Consider the following 15,161-nt stretch of genomic DNA (forward strand, 5'->3'; position numbering starts at 1 on the left):
CCCATGAGCTTCCCATGAGCTTATTTCCCATCCCCTCAAAACCCATCGGCCTTGCCAGCGACCATGCCGGCTACCCGATGAAAGAATATATCATCAGCCTGTTTAAGGAACAGGGCATCCCTTATACCGACTTCGGTACTTATGGTACACAGAGTGTCGATTATCCCGACTTCGGCCATCGGCTGGGGGAGGCCATCGACAGCGGAGAATGCGACAAAGGCATTGCCATTTGCGGTACGGGCAACGGTATCAATATGACACTGAATCATCATAGGCATGTAAGAAGCGCCTTATGCTGGAATACGGAGATAGCAAGGCTCGTCAGGATGCATAACGATGCCAATGTATTGACTCTGCCGGGCAGGTTTATCACAGAGAAAGAAGCATATGATATGATCGAAGTCTTCTTTAATACCGATTTTGAAGGGGGGAGGCATCAGGGAAGGATTGATAAGATTTGTGGATAAAGAAAAAGAATATCAAAAGCTTGTTATTAAAATGTAACAAGCTTTTCATTTTCCTACAATCTTATTATCTAAAGTTAGTTTCTTTATTCTTCAATTATTTAAAGGATATTGAAGTTTTACCTTTAACTATTTAGAAGTTTAAATACCCCTTCAAAATTTAGAAATAATGCAGATTCGCTGTATTTTCTTCAAAAGAACTTACACAGAAGGCAGACTCATACCCGTCAACTTACGATATAGATCAAGTGCATATACGTCTGTCATTCCTGAAATAAAATCCAATATAGCCAAAATACGCCCATAGAGAGTAGGTGCATCGGTTTCGAACTGTTCCGATACGCGACTCAATACTAACTCCGAATATTTACCTTTTGGATTATCATCAGTAGCAGCCGTAATGAACGTATCGAGCAGAAACCCGATGATACGGTGCCCTGCAAGTTCTATATCTACAACATCCTTTGCTTTATATATCTTTCTATAGCTAATATCATTCGCTACTTGATTTGCCTCCTTTGGCAAAGCTGATATATGATCGATCAACGCGCCGTCAAACTGCCCCTCCAATATTATATCTTCATTATTCAGAAACACGGTTGTACATTCATCTACCAACAATCCGATAAGAGTTGAACGTAAGTAAGCTATCTGCTCGTTAATATCACTCACACGCTCCATTGTACGGAGCATCTTTCCCTGTTTCTCTTCGGAAAAGAAGTTCATAAAAAGACTCTTTGTCTGTTCGGTAGAAAGCAGCCCTAACTTATGAGCATCCTCAATATCCATAGTCCTGTAACAAATGTCATCGGCAGCCTCGACAAGATATACAAGCGGATGACGAGCATACTTCAACGGGGACTCTTGCAAGCAAAGCATTCCCAATCCATCGGCAATCTTTCTGAAATCGTCTTCCTCGGCCTGGAAAAAGCCGAATTTTCCCTTCTTGCCGGCAGCAAGTGCAGAGTAAGGATATTTAGCAATGGATGCCAATGTAGAATATGTCATTACAAACCCGCCGGGACGACGTCCTTTGAACTGATGTATCAGCATTCTGATCGAATTGGCATTCCCTTCAAAGTTGGTGAAATCTTCCCATCGTCCTTCTTCTTCCCGCACTTTCTGTTCGAGATGCCTGCCGTTCCCTTCTCTAAAATAGCTGGTAATAGCCCTTTCTCCGGAATGTCCGAACGGAGGGTTCCCTAAATCGTGCGCCAGACATGCAGCAGCCACGATGGAGCTTATCTCTTCGAAATGAGCCGGAGAATCAGGATATTTTTTTCTCTGTTCCCTGCCTATTATTTCTCCTAACGAACGCCCCACACACGATACCTCAATACTATGTGTCAGACGGTTGTGTACGAAAACGCTGCCCGGAAGGGGGAAAACCTGCGTCTTATTTTGCAAGCGCCGAAATGGTGACGAGAATATAAGCCTGTCGTAATCACGCTGAAAATCAGTACGGTCATGATGCTTGTCATCATGATATTTTTCCATTCCAAAACGTTTTGCAGAGAGGAGTTGTTGCCAGTTCATAGAGTTTCCTTTTTTATCGTAGCCAAAGATAACGAATTTAGTCAGGATAACATATTCTGCTTATGTCAATTATAAATATTATCAGTTAGGTTACCCTCCTGTTTTTCATTTATTAACCTTATATTGTTAAAATGTAAGGAAAACCGGAAATTAATTAAGAATGCGAATAAGTAATTGAAGCTACTAATTCACATTATCAAAAACTAAATCATTTATCTATATATTTAGCCGGTAGCCTTTAGCTGTTAGCTGATAGCTCTTTGAAATTTTGATAGGCCCCCGATCCCCAAAGGGGACTTACAGAGAGGAAAAAAGTGACAGATAAAAAATAGTGGAAAATGTGTCTAGTTTGTCAAGTTTTGTACATAAGCTATTGACTGACAACTATCAACTAATAGCTAAAAAGGTGTTACTTTTGTTACTTTTTTGCTCCTTAGCGTCTTTGCTGAGTTTTTTAACCACGAAGTAAAAGGAGTAACACGGAGTTTTTTTGTTAACGGAATGCTTCGCTCTACTCAGCGAGACAAGATAATTATTAATTTTTAATTATTAATTGTTTTCAGTGTTACCTTTTAACTATATATAGTTAACGAATATAAAAAACACAAGATGAAAATAATGAAAAAACTGTCAGATGTGTCAGATTTTAACTAAACATGGTTAATAAAAACTAAAAAATCATTCTCCATTGATTAGAATCGATAATTTCTTTGCATTTATCCTGTCCATTATACCTCCGTATAGAAAAAGAAACTATCTTTAATAAGTCATTTGTATTTTATCCAAACTAAAAACCCAGGAACCATGAAACCTCTAAAAGCCCTCTTTGTCATAAGTTTACTACTTATAATCTGTACATCCTGCAATAAATATGGATCTATAGAAGGATTTATTTACTACCCCAGCGATTATGTGCCGGCAATGAATGTTTGCCTGAAAAACATAGAAACAGGCAGCACTATAACCTTATTGACTGATGAGTCGGAAGAAGGGGAAACAGTAAAATACAAGATTGAGAATGTGATTCCGGGAAAATACATTGTATATGCTATACCGCAGGATGATATCGACGGCGAATCGGCAGGAGGTTATACATATGCTGTTCCCTGCGGATTGGATATTACATGTACCGACCATAATTTCATCCAATTAGATATAGAAGGAGGCGCTGTACTTACAGGGATAGATATAGCCGACTGGTATGATGAAGATATCAGGTATAATGCCGAAAATTTAGGAAAATATAACAACAGAAACTTGTTTAATATAGAGGTTTAACCAAAGCTTTCTCCCTGAAAAGTAGTACCTTTGCACCCGAATTTTAAGATTCGGTATTCACAAATGAAGATTTTAAACAAGTCCTACACAGTTTCCCTCATTGTTGCTATTGCCTTCTTTATGCAAGGGCTTGATACTACTGCTGTGAATACGGCTGTACCTGCCATGGCCAAGTCGTTTGGGACGGATGTCGTGCACCTGAGTGCCGGAGTAACATCTTACCTGATTGCATTGGCCATATTCATCCCTGTCAGCGGATGGATTGCCGACCGTTTCGGAACACGCAAGGTATTCTGCTTATCTATAATTCTTTTTATACTGGCTTCTACCCTTTGCGGTACATCGCAGAACCTGACTCAGTTCGTTATCTTTCGCATATTTCAAGGGATGGCCGGGGCTATGATGACGCCCGTAGGCCGTTTGGCTGTACTGAAAACCACACCCAAGGAGAACCTGGTGACCGCTATGGCTTATATCACATGGCCTGCACTGGTTGCCCCTATACTCGGACCGCTGGTGGGAGGTTACCTTACTACATACTGGCACTGGCACTGGATATTTTACCTGAATATACCGATCAGTATTGTCTGTGTCGTTCTTGCATGGCATCATATCCCCGAAGAAAAAGACGACACTCCTGTAAAACGGCATTTCGACTTTGTGGGATTCGTCCTCAGCGGGCTTGCCTTAGCCGGATTTATGTATGGAGTGGAATTACTAAGCCGCACCGAAGTGCCATACTACGTTTCGGGGATAGTCATTTTGTTCAGTATTGGTCTGCTGGCTTTTAATATCCGGTATTCACGGCATATATCCAACCCATTGATAGACTATTCGGTAATCAGGATACCAACATACAGGGTTACGATATTCACGGGATCAATATCACGCATGGTAATCGGGGTAGCACCTTACCTTGTTCCTTTGATGTTTCAGGAAGGATTTGGCCTAAGCCCTTTCGAATCGGGAACGCTGTTTCTTGCCACCATGGCCGGAAACCTTGTTATGAAGCCTGCTACGATATGGATCATGCGCCATTATAATTTCCGCACAGTACTTATCAGCAACGGATTTATGGTTGCCGTATTTACATTCTTCACGGCACTCCTGCTACCGACTACGCCAGTCGTATTAATCGTGGTGGTCATGTTCCTGTCGGGGATGTTCCGTTCCATGCAGTTCAGCGCCATTACCACACTTGCCTTCGCAGACATACCACAACCACGGATGACAGCCGCCAATACGCTATACAGCACAGTACAGCAAATGTCGACCGGTATGGGTATAGCTATGGGCGCAGTATTCCTCCGATTCTCGAATATGATAAACGGCAGTACCGGCCATTATTCGGTTGCAGATTTCCGTCTGGCATTCATCTTTGTTGCCATATTAGGCGTAGTCTCCCTATATGGATATACGAAACTGACCCCTGACGCCGGAGATGTGGTGAGAGTGAAGAAAAGGGACAGAAATGAGTAAACAGTATATCGTCTTCTCGTAATTTACTTCACATAAGGTTTCGGGTCAACTTTACCATCTATAATATCTTTTACAACCGATTGCAGTGTAGTATAAGTAAGATTGCCGTCATACACGACATTAAAGCCATATTTATCCGCTCCTTTCTGCATCACAGGATCGAAACGCCCGGACTTACCTTCCTCTTCGGCAGGAGTGAACTCGAGAGTAATCGTGGAATCGATGCGGCCATCTTTGTCCGCCACGTAGAATATATATTTGGTAATAGTACGGCATGGTGATACTTCGAAGCGCTCGTATGCCGATACGTCTTTATCTCCTACGGTAAAATGGTCGACACAGAACGCATCTGCAATGCTGGTATTCCAAAGTTCGCCCTGCTCGTAGGCAGTATATAATTTCGCCTTCGACACATCTGCACGACTGTAATAACCTAAAGTATTGTAACATTCGACCAGTTTTTCGAGAGAATAGTAATCATCGGGAAAGTATTCGGTCAGTTCCCTGTATGCCTCAGATGCATCCTTGTAATTTTTATTATCGAACTCAATCTTTCCGATATTATTCAGTACAGTAACGTATAATTCTTTGTCTTTCTCTATTTTCGACTTAGCCACATAAAAAGTATCCAATGCCTGTTTTACATTGTCCTGATTAGCATATACTGCACCTATCATATAAAAGGCTTTCTCCGATGGATCAGGCATATTTACCGCCTTTCTGTAATTAGTCAAAGCTTTTGTATAATCATCCTGAGCAAAATAAATATCACCAAGGCCGGTATAGTATTCAGCCTGTTTCGGAGCGAGACTTATAGCCTTTTGTATATCAGTTATACCCTGTGTATGATTTCCATTTGCACTGCTGATAGAGCCTTTTACATAGAGTGCACGTGCAGATTTCGCATCTTTTTGGATTGCCATATCAGCATATCGGGAAGCATTGGGGTAGTCGTTCAGCCTTACATAAGATTCTGCAACGTACGATAATTCTTCAGCCGATGATGTACGGGGCGTATTTCCATATTCTTCTATTATTTCGGTATAGAGTCCCTTCTCAAACATTTTCTTTATGTCGTCTTTTGGCTTTACAACCTGACTTTCATGTGAAAACAGAGTATTACCTGAATGGCTTAAAGGAAGTATAAATAATGAAATTAATAATATACAAGCTGTTTTTTTCATCGTTATTTATATATTAGTTACGAGTTTTTTAGTTTACGAATATTTTACAGCTAACTGTTAGCAGGCTTTTAAAACCATTTTTGTTTCCTCATCCACAGATAGGTACACAAGGCAACCAAAGCCAAAACTATCCACGAAAAGAAATAACCGTACTCCCACTCTATCTCAGGCATAAACTTAAAATTCATACCCCATACGCCGACCATAAAGGTGAGAGGGATAAATATAGTAGATACAATCGTCAGACGCTTTATTATTTCATTCATCTTCAGATTATTATTGTTATAATATAAATCTAGCAACGAAGTCAGGGATTCATGGAATGAAGCCAGATCACCCAATGTCGTACGCATACGGTCGTCAAAGTCATTGAAGTAGACGATATTCTCTTCTTTTATCAACTTATTGGTATTATGCAGCAGGTTGCTATATTCTTCCCTGAGTGCTATCACCGTACGCTTGATATGCATATAATTGACCCTGCACCGGTGCATAAACTGGAGGATATCGACAGAATCTTTCCTCATTATCAGCTGGTCTTCGATATCGGCCAGTTTATCCTCCACTGTCATCAGGGTGTTGATATTGGATAAGTTCACGGCATTCAGAAGGATATAAAGCAAAAAGTCCGTACTCTTCTGCCGTATCATTCCATTATTTTCTTCAATATCCTGTTTTACTTCTTCAAAAATAGGGACAAGAGCTTCCTGAAAACTAATGACAAAATTCTCACCAAAAATAAATGCGACCTGCATATCATCAATATTGGAAGTATCGCTTTCCAGATAAAAAGAGGACATCAGTATAAAGGTTACCTTATCATAAGCTACGATTTTCACAACCCTTTGGTCGGCCAGTAAATCTTTCACATCGAATCCATGAAGGTCAAATTCCCGGCAGATACGGTTCACTTCTGCCGCATCAGAAATACCCTGGACCCTGAACCAATTTACTTTTGAGTTGTCAATGCTACTTTTCAAAGGGGTCTGTAAAGACATATTCTTTATTTCCATCCTCATAGAATCGTATTGCAACAACTCTACCGACATAGGAATATCTTTATCTCCCAGATATGCAGGTTTTGTTAACAGATAGTTATTCCTGGGTAACTTATTTTTGAGTCTTTTTGGTGTTCGTTTACTCATATTTATTTATACGATATTACCAATTTTTAGCTGTATCAAAAGTAAGAATAAAATACTATATTTGTACTCTTTGAAGAGGTATTTAAGGTCGTAAGCGTACTTATTGTATATACAAGTACAACAATGACTGACTGTTATATTTTCGGATACATATAAATGCTCTTTCATATATAGAACTATAACTAACTATTAAAAGATTTAAACCTAATAAACTGTACAATTAATGGGGGAGGTATTAAATATACTGAAACGAAAGAAAATACAATTCTTTTTCTTGTTTTACATCTTGCTTCTGGTGCCAATATTATGTCCTCTTGCTCAAAACTTTACCTTCATAGACAAAGTGGCTGTATTTGTGGTTTGCGGATTACTATTTGCAGCGATATGGGTATTATCACTCTTTCTAAGTTCCAAATCGGAGAAGATTGTATATTCGGTAATGCTGGCTATATCGGTTATTCCGGGTTCTATCTTTCTGGCATACCTTCTTTTTGCCCGGGTGATGCTGGAACAAAACAGTGTAACCAGCCTGTTCGAAACCAATCCCGAAGAAAGTAAAGAATTTGTCGCTCATTATTTAAGTATATGGGTCATTGCCGGCGTATTGATTTATGCAGCAATCCCAATTGTGATGATTTGTACGATGAAATCGTTCAAAAAATTAAAAATAGCAGATAATAAACTGCTTTTCTCTTTAAGCATTGTCATTATCTTATGTATTGTCGGCATCAACAGGGTTTCCCGTTCGGTTTACTTTGTCAACTTCTATAAAACATTTGTCAGTTACAAACTAAGGACCAGCTATGAAATAAAAACAATAAAAGAGCGGCAGAAGGAAGATTATATAGTAGAGACTCTTCGGAAAGATACTGTTCCGCTTACAATTGTGGTTGTGATAGGCGAGTCGCTGAACAAACATCATATGTCGCTGTATGGCTACCCGCGTAATACCAATCCGTTGCTATCCCAGCTTGGTGACAGCCTCATCGTATATCAGGACGTTGTTGCGCCACAAGTACACACCATTCCGGTCATGCGTTCCGTGCTGTCTATGTCCGAACTGAAGCATCCGGAATACTTCACAGAAAAACCATCTCTTTACGAGTTGTTTAACCGCAGCGGATACGATACCTATCTGGTAAGCAATCAGGAATTCAGTGAAGACTGCAAATCCAGCTACGATATTCTGCTAACTCTGGCGAAAAAGAAATACAATGTAGCTACATATAAGCAACATGACGATATTGTGTTGCCTGTATTGGACAAAATATTCGATGAAAGTGCTAATAACAGAAATAACAAGCTGATACTCATACACCTGATAGGCAATCATATGGCCTACGAATTCAGATACCCTAAAGAATATATTGTATACAATAATAAAAAGGACAATCTGGTTGCAGATGCACCCTACAGAGATGACAAAGCTAAAAAGACAATTGACAAATTCGACAATTCTGTTCTATACAACGATTACATAATAAGCAGCATCATAAATACACTGAAAGGCCGCCAGAAAGAAGATGCAGTGATGATATACTTCTCCGACCACGGGGAAGAATTATACGACTATCGTGAATTTGCCGGGCACGCATATGAGAAGGTATCACCAACCATGAGCGAAATACCTTTTATGATATGGATGTCGCCATCGTACAGAAAAAAACATGCTGATCTTATATTTGACGATAAACGCCCCTATTCTACCGAAGATTTCATCTATTCCCTTTCAGATCTGGCGGGCTTAGACTATAAGGACTATAACGATTCCAGAAGTTTATTTTCCAAAGAATTTAAAGCTAAAGAACGCTATGTGGGTGAAAAAAGATACGAGGAAATAATGGAGAAATTTAAAGAGTATAAAGAATAAAAAATGAGCTACGAGTACGAGACTCATAACTCATCATTTATAACTTATAATTTAAAGACTTTATCTGTCTTGTTTCAGCCTGTCAGCCATTGCTTTCCCTAACGAAATACAGGCATCATAGGTATCGTGGCGCATTGCCTGACGCATCTCTACAGGTTCGCCAATCACTTCGAACTTAGTATCCAAAGCAAACTGAGCCAAACGTTTCACGGCAGCCCCGGCCCATGTGAATGAACCGAAATATCCGAAATAACGATGTTTCATATCGCGTCCTTCTACTTTCGACAACAGGTATTCCACTTCGGGAAACAGCTTATTGTTATATGTAGGTGAACCTACAATCAGCCCTTTATACTTAAAGATATCACGGATGATATAAGAATGCGAACGTTTGGATACATTGTGCAGGATAATTTCCTTTATACCCTGCTGAGCCAGCTCATAAGCAACCGTTTCGGCCATTTGCTCGGTGTTTCCGTACATACTTCCATAAGCTATCACTACACCTTCGTCTCCGTCATAACGGCTGAGTTTATCATAGATAGAGATCACTTTTTTAATCTGCTCATCGATAGTCCATACTGGCCCGTGAGTAGAACAAATCATTTTTATATCCAGTGATCCCAGTTTTTCCAAAGCTTTCTGCACTGGAGAACCGAACTTACCTACCACATTAGAGTAGTAACGTATCATTTCGTCATAATAGCGTTCCGGATGCAGTTGTGTATCGGTTATCCCCCCGTCCAGCGTACCGAATGTACCGAAAGCATCTCCTGAGAAGATAATCTTGTCGGTAGTATCGTATGTCATCATTGTTTCCGGCCAGTGTACCATGGGGGTGAGATTAAAGACTAGGTTATGTTTACCCAAAGATAACTGGTCTCCATCGTCAATCACCATCACACCGTCAGTTATACCGTAAAAGCCTTGCACCATGTCGGCCGTACGCTTGTTACCGACAACCTTTACATTGGGATATCTGTTTCTCAGCAGACCGAGAGAACCGGAATGATCCGGCTCCATATGATTGATAATCACATAGTCGAGCGACTTTCCGTTCAAAGCTATTTCCAGTTTATGAAAGAAAATATCGGAATAGCAAATATCAACAGTATCGAACAATGCTGTTTTTTCATCCGAAATAAGATAGGAGTTGTAAGAAACTCCTTTAGGCAGTGGCCAGAGATTTTCAAAAAGATGCTTTGTCCGGTCATTTACACCGATATAGAATAAGTCATCTTTTATTGGAATTGGTTTTAACATACTATCTTGATTAAGTAGTGTAGTGTATTATAATTAAACTATTTTTTTGTAAATACCTGTTGTTCCGAAACCCCTCTATGCTATTTCTTTTTCACATTACTGTTTTTGGGTATAGCGCCAGCCTCCGGTTCTTTCTTTGTCAGAGCACTATACAATAGCCATATACCCCAGATTACAAACGGAATACTGAGCAGCTGCCCCATATTAATACCGAATGTATCTATCATTTCCATCTCAAACGGTTCCTGAATATTTTTAATAAACTCTATACAGAACCTTGAAAAGAAAATACCGATAAGCGATATCCCCAGAATAAGTCCTGTTCTGTTTCTTGCATTGGTCTTATAATACAAATACAAACCTAACCCAAATAAAAACAAATAGAAAAGTGCTTCGTATATTTGCGTAGGATGGCAAGGCAATTCACCCGATCCTCCCATATTGAGAGGCTGATGCCATTTAGGATCCCTGATAAAATTGAAACCCCATGGCAGAGTCGTAGGTCCTCCGTATATTTCGGAATTCATGAGATTGCCCAGACGGATTGACGTTGCCCCTATGGCTACCCCAACCACAAGACGGTCCAGAGTCTTTACAGTCATTTCTCTTGTTGTATACACCATAGATACACAAATCCCGATAAGGAAGCCCATAAAAGCGGACTCACCAAAACCCAAAGAAGGAGAAGAACTGGCTGTCAGCCCATAGATATATTGGCATAGACCACCTAAAACCAGACCGATGAGAGCAAATACACCCAGATGTTTCCAGTTCATCTTTTGCCCGGTTATCTTGAGCGAATACAAGCATACACCAATAGTCATACCTATCGCCCCGCCATGGCTTGCCAGTCCGCCTTCCCACACCATCAGTATCTTAAGGGGATTGGACAGGTAATACACTGGATCATAAAACAGGCAATGTCCCAGCCGGGCACCTATAACCAGGCCTGTAAGCACATACAAGAACAGTGAATCGAACCATTTCTCCGGAAGTTTTTCCGACTTATACATCCTTTGCACCACTATCGTTGTGCAAAGAACTCCCGCTGCCCATAAAATGCCATACCAACGAATTTCCCTACCAAAGAGAGAAAAAGCTTCAGGGTTTACATCCCATGTTATAAATGAAAGCATGTCCAGCATAAAAAATTATATTAGGATTCTATATATATAAATACAAGAATATATTTAATGACACATTGTTTCAATTCTGCTACCTCTTGTATATAAACTTAACAAAGCAACAATTAATTCCGCCACCTTAAGCTACCTTTTTTTTCGGATTACAAAGATATAAAAATACTATTCATTTAAAACCTGTTTAAATAATAAGTTGCACTAAACACCTCAATTCTGCTTTATTAAAAAACTGAAAGTTAATATCTTTTGTTATAAATAAAAATACGCATCTAATATAAAATAATTCTAAATAAGTACAACTAAGTAACGTACATTTTCGTATTTGTTTTTATGTTAATAAACATTATGCGCAATTTGGAATATTCATTAACATTTTTGCTATCTTTAAGATCAGAAATAGGTTCTGGATAAAGTATCCTGACTTATTCAGTTATGTATAAACAGTATAACTGTTAAAAAATTATGGATTATAGCAAAACTAATACTTATCTCAAATTCGACAAGTCACGGATGGTCAACCTTGAATATTCTCTGCGCAGGGAAATACTCAGGACAAACCGCCGTGGAGCTTATCATTGTACTACACTGGTAGAATGCAACACACGCAAACAGCACGGATTACTCGTTATGCCGGTACCCAAACTGGACAATTCGAATCATGTATTACTTTCCTCTTTTGATGAAACAGTCATACAACACGGAGCCGATTTCAATCTGGGAATACATAAATACGACGGGGATAATTACAGCCCTATGGGACACAAATATATCCGCGAGTTTAGTTGCGACTCATTGCCGCGTACCATATACAGGGTTGGCGGAGTGATCCTGTCGAAGGAGAAAATGTTTTCACTCGAAGACAATACTATTTTCATCCGGTATACTCTCCTTGATGCACATTCTCCTACAACCATACGTTTCAAACCATTTCTTGCATTCCGTGAGATCAACACCCTAACGGTAGAAAACACGGTGGCCGAGCATGGCTATAAAGAAGTAGAAAACGGCATCAGTATGTGTATGTATAGCGGTTATCCAGAATTGTACATGCAATTTAACAAAGAGGTGAACTTTGTTTTCGATCCCAATTGGTATAAAGGTATAGAATATGATAGAGATAAGGAAGAAGGCCTGCCGTATAAAGAAGATTTATACGTTCCGGGGTATTTCGAACTACCTATAACAAAAGGTGAATCCATTATTTTTTCAGCTAGTGACGTCCATGCCGATACAGGCAGATTATCAGCATTATTCGATGAGGGTGTAAAAGAACGTACTCCACGTTCTTCCTTCTACAATTGCCTCAAGAATTCCGGCCACCAATTCTATTTCCGTCCGTCTAAAGACGAATTATATCTACTGAATGGATATCCTTGGGGTAACGTTACCGCACGAGAACAATTTATGTCTCTCCCAGGTCTTACTCTCGGTCTTGGCAAGCTCGATGCATTCGAAGAAGTGATGGATACTGCCATACCTACCATAGAGGCATTTATGCAAGGGAAACCTCTGACGGGTTTTCTCAAAGATATAAATAATGCAGATGTACTGCTTTGGGTACTTTGGGGATTGAAACGGTTTTCGGATACAGAAAAAGAACGTTTTTATAGCAAATACGCATCTCTAGTCAACAAAATTGTAGCTTTTATACAAGAAGGGAAACACCCTAATCTTACTCCGTTGACAAACGGATTGCTAAGCATAGACAATCGCGTAGGGTTCCCGAGCTGGATGAACAATGCTGCAGGAGCAGGCAACTATGCCCTACCCCGTACCGGCTGTCTGGTGGAAGTCAATGCTTTCTGGTATAACGCCTTAATGTTTAATCAGGATATCGCCCGTCATCAGGAAGACGCCAAACTAGAAAAGAAGATGGGCTTATTAGCCGAAATAGTAAAAACTTCATTTGTGGAAGTATTTTATAACGATGGCGGTTACCTGTACGACTATGTAGTAGGCAATTATGTAGACTGGAGTGTAAGACCCAATATGCTTCTGGCTATATCACAGGATTACCCGCTTCTGGACAAACGGCAAAGTAAATCCATAATAGACATTGTCACCAAAGAGTTGCTGACAGCTAAAGGCATACGATCACTCAGTCCAAAGAGTATCGGATTCAGACCGCGCTGTGAAGGTTCCATAACCGACAAACTTCATAGTGCCTACAACGGAGCCTCATGGCCTTGGCTGCTTGGTCCCTATATGGAAGCATACCTGAAAATATTCCAACGGAGCGGCTATTCATTTCTCGACCGTCTGCTCATCGGGATAGAAGATGAGATGTCGAACGATTGTATCGCCTCACTCTCGGCTCTCTATGATGGCAGTATCCCATATTTTGGGCACGGACCTATATCGTACTCCATCAGTGTGGCAGGGGTTATCAGGGCATTAAACCTACAAAAAGCGTTTGCAGATGAATATTAAGAAAAGTATTAACCGTATAAAAAATATTAATGAGAGAAGGAAAATTGACACTTGCTATTTTCTCTGTTTCATTAATGCTTAATTTTGAAACTATATGAAAGCATTAATGTTTGGATGGGAGTTTCCTCCTCATATATTAGGAGGGCTCGGAACTGCAAGCTATGGCCTTACCAAAGGTATGGCTATGCAGCCTGATATGGATATCACATTTGTAATACCCAAGCCAAGGGGGGATGAAGACCAGAGTTTTCTGAAAATCATCGGGGCATGCAATACCCCTGTTGTATGGAAAGATGTTTATTGGGATTATGTAAGCGAAAGGCTTTCAAAATATATGGATCCTCAGGAATATTATAACATGCGGGATCACATTTATGCCGATTTCAGTTATATGTACACCAATGATCTGGGTTGTATCGAATTCTCGGGACGTTATCCCGACAATCTCCTCGAAGAGATAAATAACTATTCGATTATGGCCGGAGTAATAGCCCGCACCCACGATTATGACATTATTCATTCTCACGACTGGCTTACATATCCAGCAGGCATACATGCCAAAAACATCTTGGGCAAACCATTGGTTATACATGTACATGCGACAGACTTCGACCGTAGTCGCGGGAATGTAAATCCGCAGGTATACCAGATGGAGAAAAACGGGATGGATCATGCCGACCATATTATTTGTGTAAGTAATCTTACCCGGCAGACGGTAATTGAAAAATACTATCAGGACCCGGCAAAAGTAACCACAGTACACAATGCCGTAGAACCTTTAAGTCCTGAAATACTTGCCATTAACACCGAAAAAGGGATAAAAGACAAAGTCGTTACTTTCCTCGGACGTATCACCATGCAAAAAGGCCCGGAATACTTTGTGGAAGCAGCTGCCCGCGTACTGGAAAGAGCCAAGCACATACAGTTTGTTATGGCAGGCAGTGGCGATATGATGGAACGCATGCTGTATCTGGCTGCCGAAAAGGGTATATCGGACCGGTTCCATTTCACAGGATTCCTAAAAGGAAAACAAGTATATGAAATGTTGAAACGCAGCGATGTATATGTAATGCCATCGGTATCCGAGCCTTTCGGTATTTCCCCGCTGGAGGCCATGCAGTGCGGCATCCCTACCATTATATCCAAACAGTCAGGTTGTGCCGAAATACTGGACAAAGCCATAAAAACAGATTATTGGGATGTAGATGCCATGGCTGACGCCATATATTCTATTTGTACATATGATGCCATGGCTGATTTTCTCAGCAAAGAGGGGAAAGCCGAGGTGGATAATATCAAATGGGAATATGCCGGACAGAAAGTACGGGATATATATAATAACTTGTGTAAATAAAACAACGATATAAATT

At 40.2% G+C, this 15,161-nt stretch carries 11 protein-coding genes; 6 read left to right on the forward strand and 5 right to left on the reverse strand.

Annotation, left to right across the window (positions count from 1 at the left end; all coding sequences use genetic code 11):
* Positions 1-14: 14 nt before the first annotated feature.
* On the forward strand, positions 15-467 hold the full coding sequence (locus IR083_RS24085) for an RpiB/LacA/LacB family sugar-phosphate isomerase (RefSeq protein WP_194226239.1): 453 nt from the start codon (positions 15-17) through the stop codon (positions 465-467).
* A 198-nt stretch (positions 468-665) separates the two neighbouring features.
* Here the strand turns inward: IR083_RS24085 and IR083_RS24090 are convergent, their stop codons facing one another.
* Positions 666-2,000: a deoxyguanosinetriphosphate triphosphohydrolase gene (locus IR083_RS24090; RefSeq protein ID WP_006800374.1), complete on the reverse strand. Its 1,335-nt coding sequence runs from the start codon at positions 1,998-2,000 to the stop codon at positions 666-668.
* A gap of 804 nt (positions 2,001-2,804) precedes the next feature.
* Here IR083_RS24090 and IR083_RS24095 point away from each other — a divergent pair.
* Both IR083_RS24095 and IR083_RS24100 read left to right on the forward strand, forming a co-directional pair.
* Positions 2,805-3,278, forward strand: a complete 474-nt coding sequence (locus tag IR083_RS24095; protein ID WP_194226215.1) for a carboxypeptidase regulatory-like domain-containing protein — start codon at positions 2,805-2,807, stop codon at positions 3,276-3,278.
* Between the two features lie 63 nt (positions 3,279-3,341).
* Positions 3,342-4,757 (forward strand): DHA2 family efflux MFS transporter permease subunit, encoded by a 1,416-nt coding sequence (locus IR083_RS24100; protein WP_194226216.1) that lies wholly within the window; start codon positions 3,342-3,344, stop codon positions 4,755-4,757.
* A gap of 23 nt (positions 4,758-4,780) precedes the next feature.
* Here IR083_RS24100 and IR083_RS24105 read toward each other — a convergent pair whose 3' ends face one another.
* Together IR083_RS24105 and IR083_RS24110 are read right to left on the reverse strand one after the other, a co-directional pair.
* Positions 4,781-5,941 carry a tetratricopeptide repeat protein gene (locus tag IR083_RS24105; RefSeq protein ID WP_194226217.1) on the reverse strand — a complete coding sequence of 387 codons (1,161 nt, stop codon included), beginning with the start codon at positions 5,939-5,941 and terminating at the stop codon, positions 4,781-4,783.
* A gap of 68 nt (positions 5,942-6,009) precedes the next feature.
* Positions 6,010-7,086 carry a magnesium and cobalt transport protein CorA gene (locus IR083_RS24110; protein ID WP_194226218.1) on the reverse strand — a complete coding sequence of 359 codons (1,077 nt, stop codon included), beginning with the start codon at positions 7,084-7,086 and terminating at the stop codon, positions 6,010-6,012.
* A 223-nt stretch (positions 7,087-7,309) separates the two neighbouring features.
* Here IR083_RS24110 and IR083_RS24115 point away from each other — a divergent pair, with 223 nt between their 5' ends.
* The gene (locus tag IR083_RS24115) at positions 7,310-8,956 is read left to right on the forward strand and encodes a sulfatase-like hydrolase/transferase (protein ID WP_006800379.1); all 1,647 of its coding nucleotides are present in this window, start codon (positions 7,310-7,312) and stop codon (positions 8,954-8,956) included.
* Between the two features lie 60 nt (positions 8,957-9,016).
* On the opposite strand, the gene IR083_RS24120 is transcribed toward IR083_RS24115, so the two are convergent.
* Both IR083_RS24120 and lgt read right to left on the reverse strand, forming a co-directional pair.
* Positions 9,017-10,219: an FprA family A-type flavoprotein gene (locus IR083_RS24120; protein ID WP_006800380.1), complete on the reverse strand. Its 1,203-nt coding sequence runs from the start codon at positions 10,217-10,219 to the stop codon at positions 9,017-9,019.
* A gap of 80 nt (positions 10,220-10,299) precedes the next feature.
* The gene (gene lgt / locus IR083_RS24125; protein ID WP_044216408.1) at positions 10,300-11,355 is read right to left on the reverse strand and encodes a prolipoprotein diacylglyceryl transferase; all 1,056 of its coding nucleotides are present in this window, start codon (positions 11,353-11,355) and stop codon (positions 10,300-10,302) included.
* A gap of 468 nt (positions 11,356-11,823) precedes the next feature.
* On the opposite strand from lgt, the gene IR083_RS24130 reads away from it, so the two are divergent.
* Complete coding sequence (locus IR083_RS24130; protein ID WP_194226219.1) at positions 11,824-13,791, forward strand: glycogen debranching enzyme N-terminal domain-containing protein; 1,968 nt, start codon at positions 11,824-11,826, stop codon at positions 13,789-13,791.
* Positions 13,792-13,885: 94 nt separating this feature from the next.
* Positions 13,886-15,145, forward strand: coding sequence for a glycosyltransferase (locus tag IR083_RS24135; RefSeq protein WP_006800383.1), 1,260 nt, complete (start codon positions 13,886-13,888; stop codon positions 15,143-15,145).
* Positions 15,146-15,161: the final 16 nt, after the last annotated feature.

This window comes from Dysgonomonas sp. GY75, from assembly GCF_015234155.1.
Taxonomy (GTDB): domain Bacteria; phylum Bacteroidota; class Bacteroidia; order Bacteroidales; family Dysgonomonadaceae; genus Dysgonomonas; species Dysgonomonas gadei.

What these genes read in the sequence shown, in the direction of transcription:
- IR083_RS24110 (WP_194226218.1), bottom strand. Translation starts at nt 7,086, where the DNA reads ATGAGTAAACGAACACCAAAAAGACTCAAAAATAAGTTACCCAGGAAT.
- IR083_RS24115 (WP_006800379.1), top strand. Translation starts at nt 7,310, where the DNA reads ATGGGGGAGGTATTAAATATACTGAAACGAAAGAAAATACAATTCTTT.
- IR083_RS24095 (WP_194226215.1), top strand. Translation starts at nt 2,805, where the DNA reads ATGAAACCTCTAAAAGCCCTCTTTGTCATAAGTTTACTACTTATAATC.
- IR083_RS24120 (WP_006800380.1), bottom strand. Translation starts at nt 10,219, where the DNA reads ATGTTAAAACCAATTCCAATAAAAGATGACTTATTCTATATCGGTGTA.
- IR083_RS24105 (WP_194226217.1), bottom strand. Translation starts at nt 5,941, where the DNA reads ATGAAAAAAACAGCTTGTATATTATTAATTTCATTATTTATACTTCCT.
- IR083_RS24135 (WP_006800383.1), top strand. Translation starts at nt 13,886, where the DNA reads ATGAAAGCATTAATGTTTGGATGGGAGTTTCCTCCTCATATATTAGGA.
- IR083_RS24090 (WP_006800374.1), bottom strand. Translation starts at nt 2,000, where the DNA reads ATGAACTGGCAACAACTCCTCTCTGCAAAACGTTTTGGAATGGAAAAA.
- IR083_RS24100 (WP_194226216.1), top strand. Translation starts at nt 3,342, where the DNA reads ATGAAGATTTTAAACAAGTCCTACACAGTTTCCCTCATTGTTGCTATT.
- lgt (WP_044216408.1), bottom strand. Translation starts at nt 11,355, where the DNA reads ATGCTTTCATTTATAACATGGGATGTAAACCCTGAAGCTTTTTCTCTC.
- IR083_RS24130 (WP_194226219.1), top strand. Translation starts at nt 11,824, where the DNA reads ATGGATTATAGCAAAACTAATACTTATCTCAAATTCGACAAGTCACGG.
- IR083_RS24085 (WP_194226239.1), top strand. Translation starts at nt 15, where the DNA reads ATGAGCTTATTTCCCATCCCCTCAAAACCCATCGGCCTTGCCAGCGAC.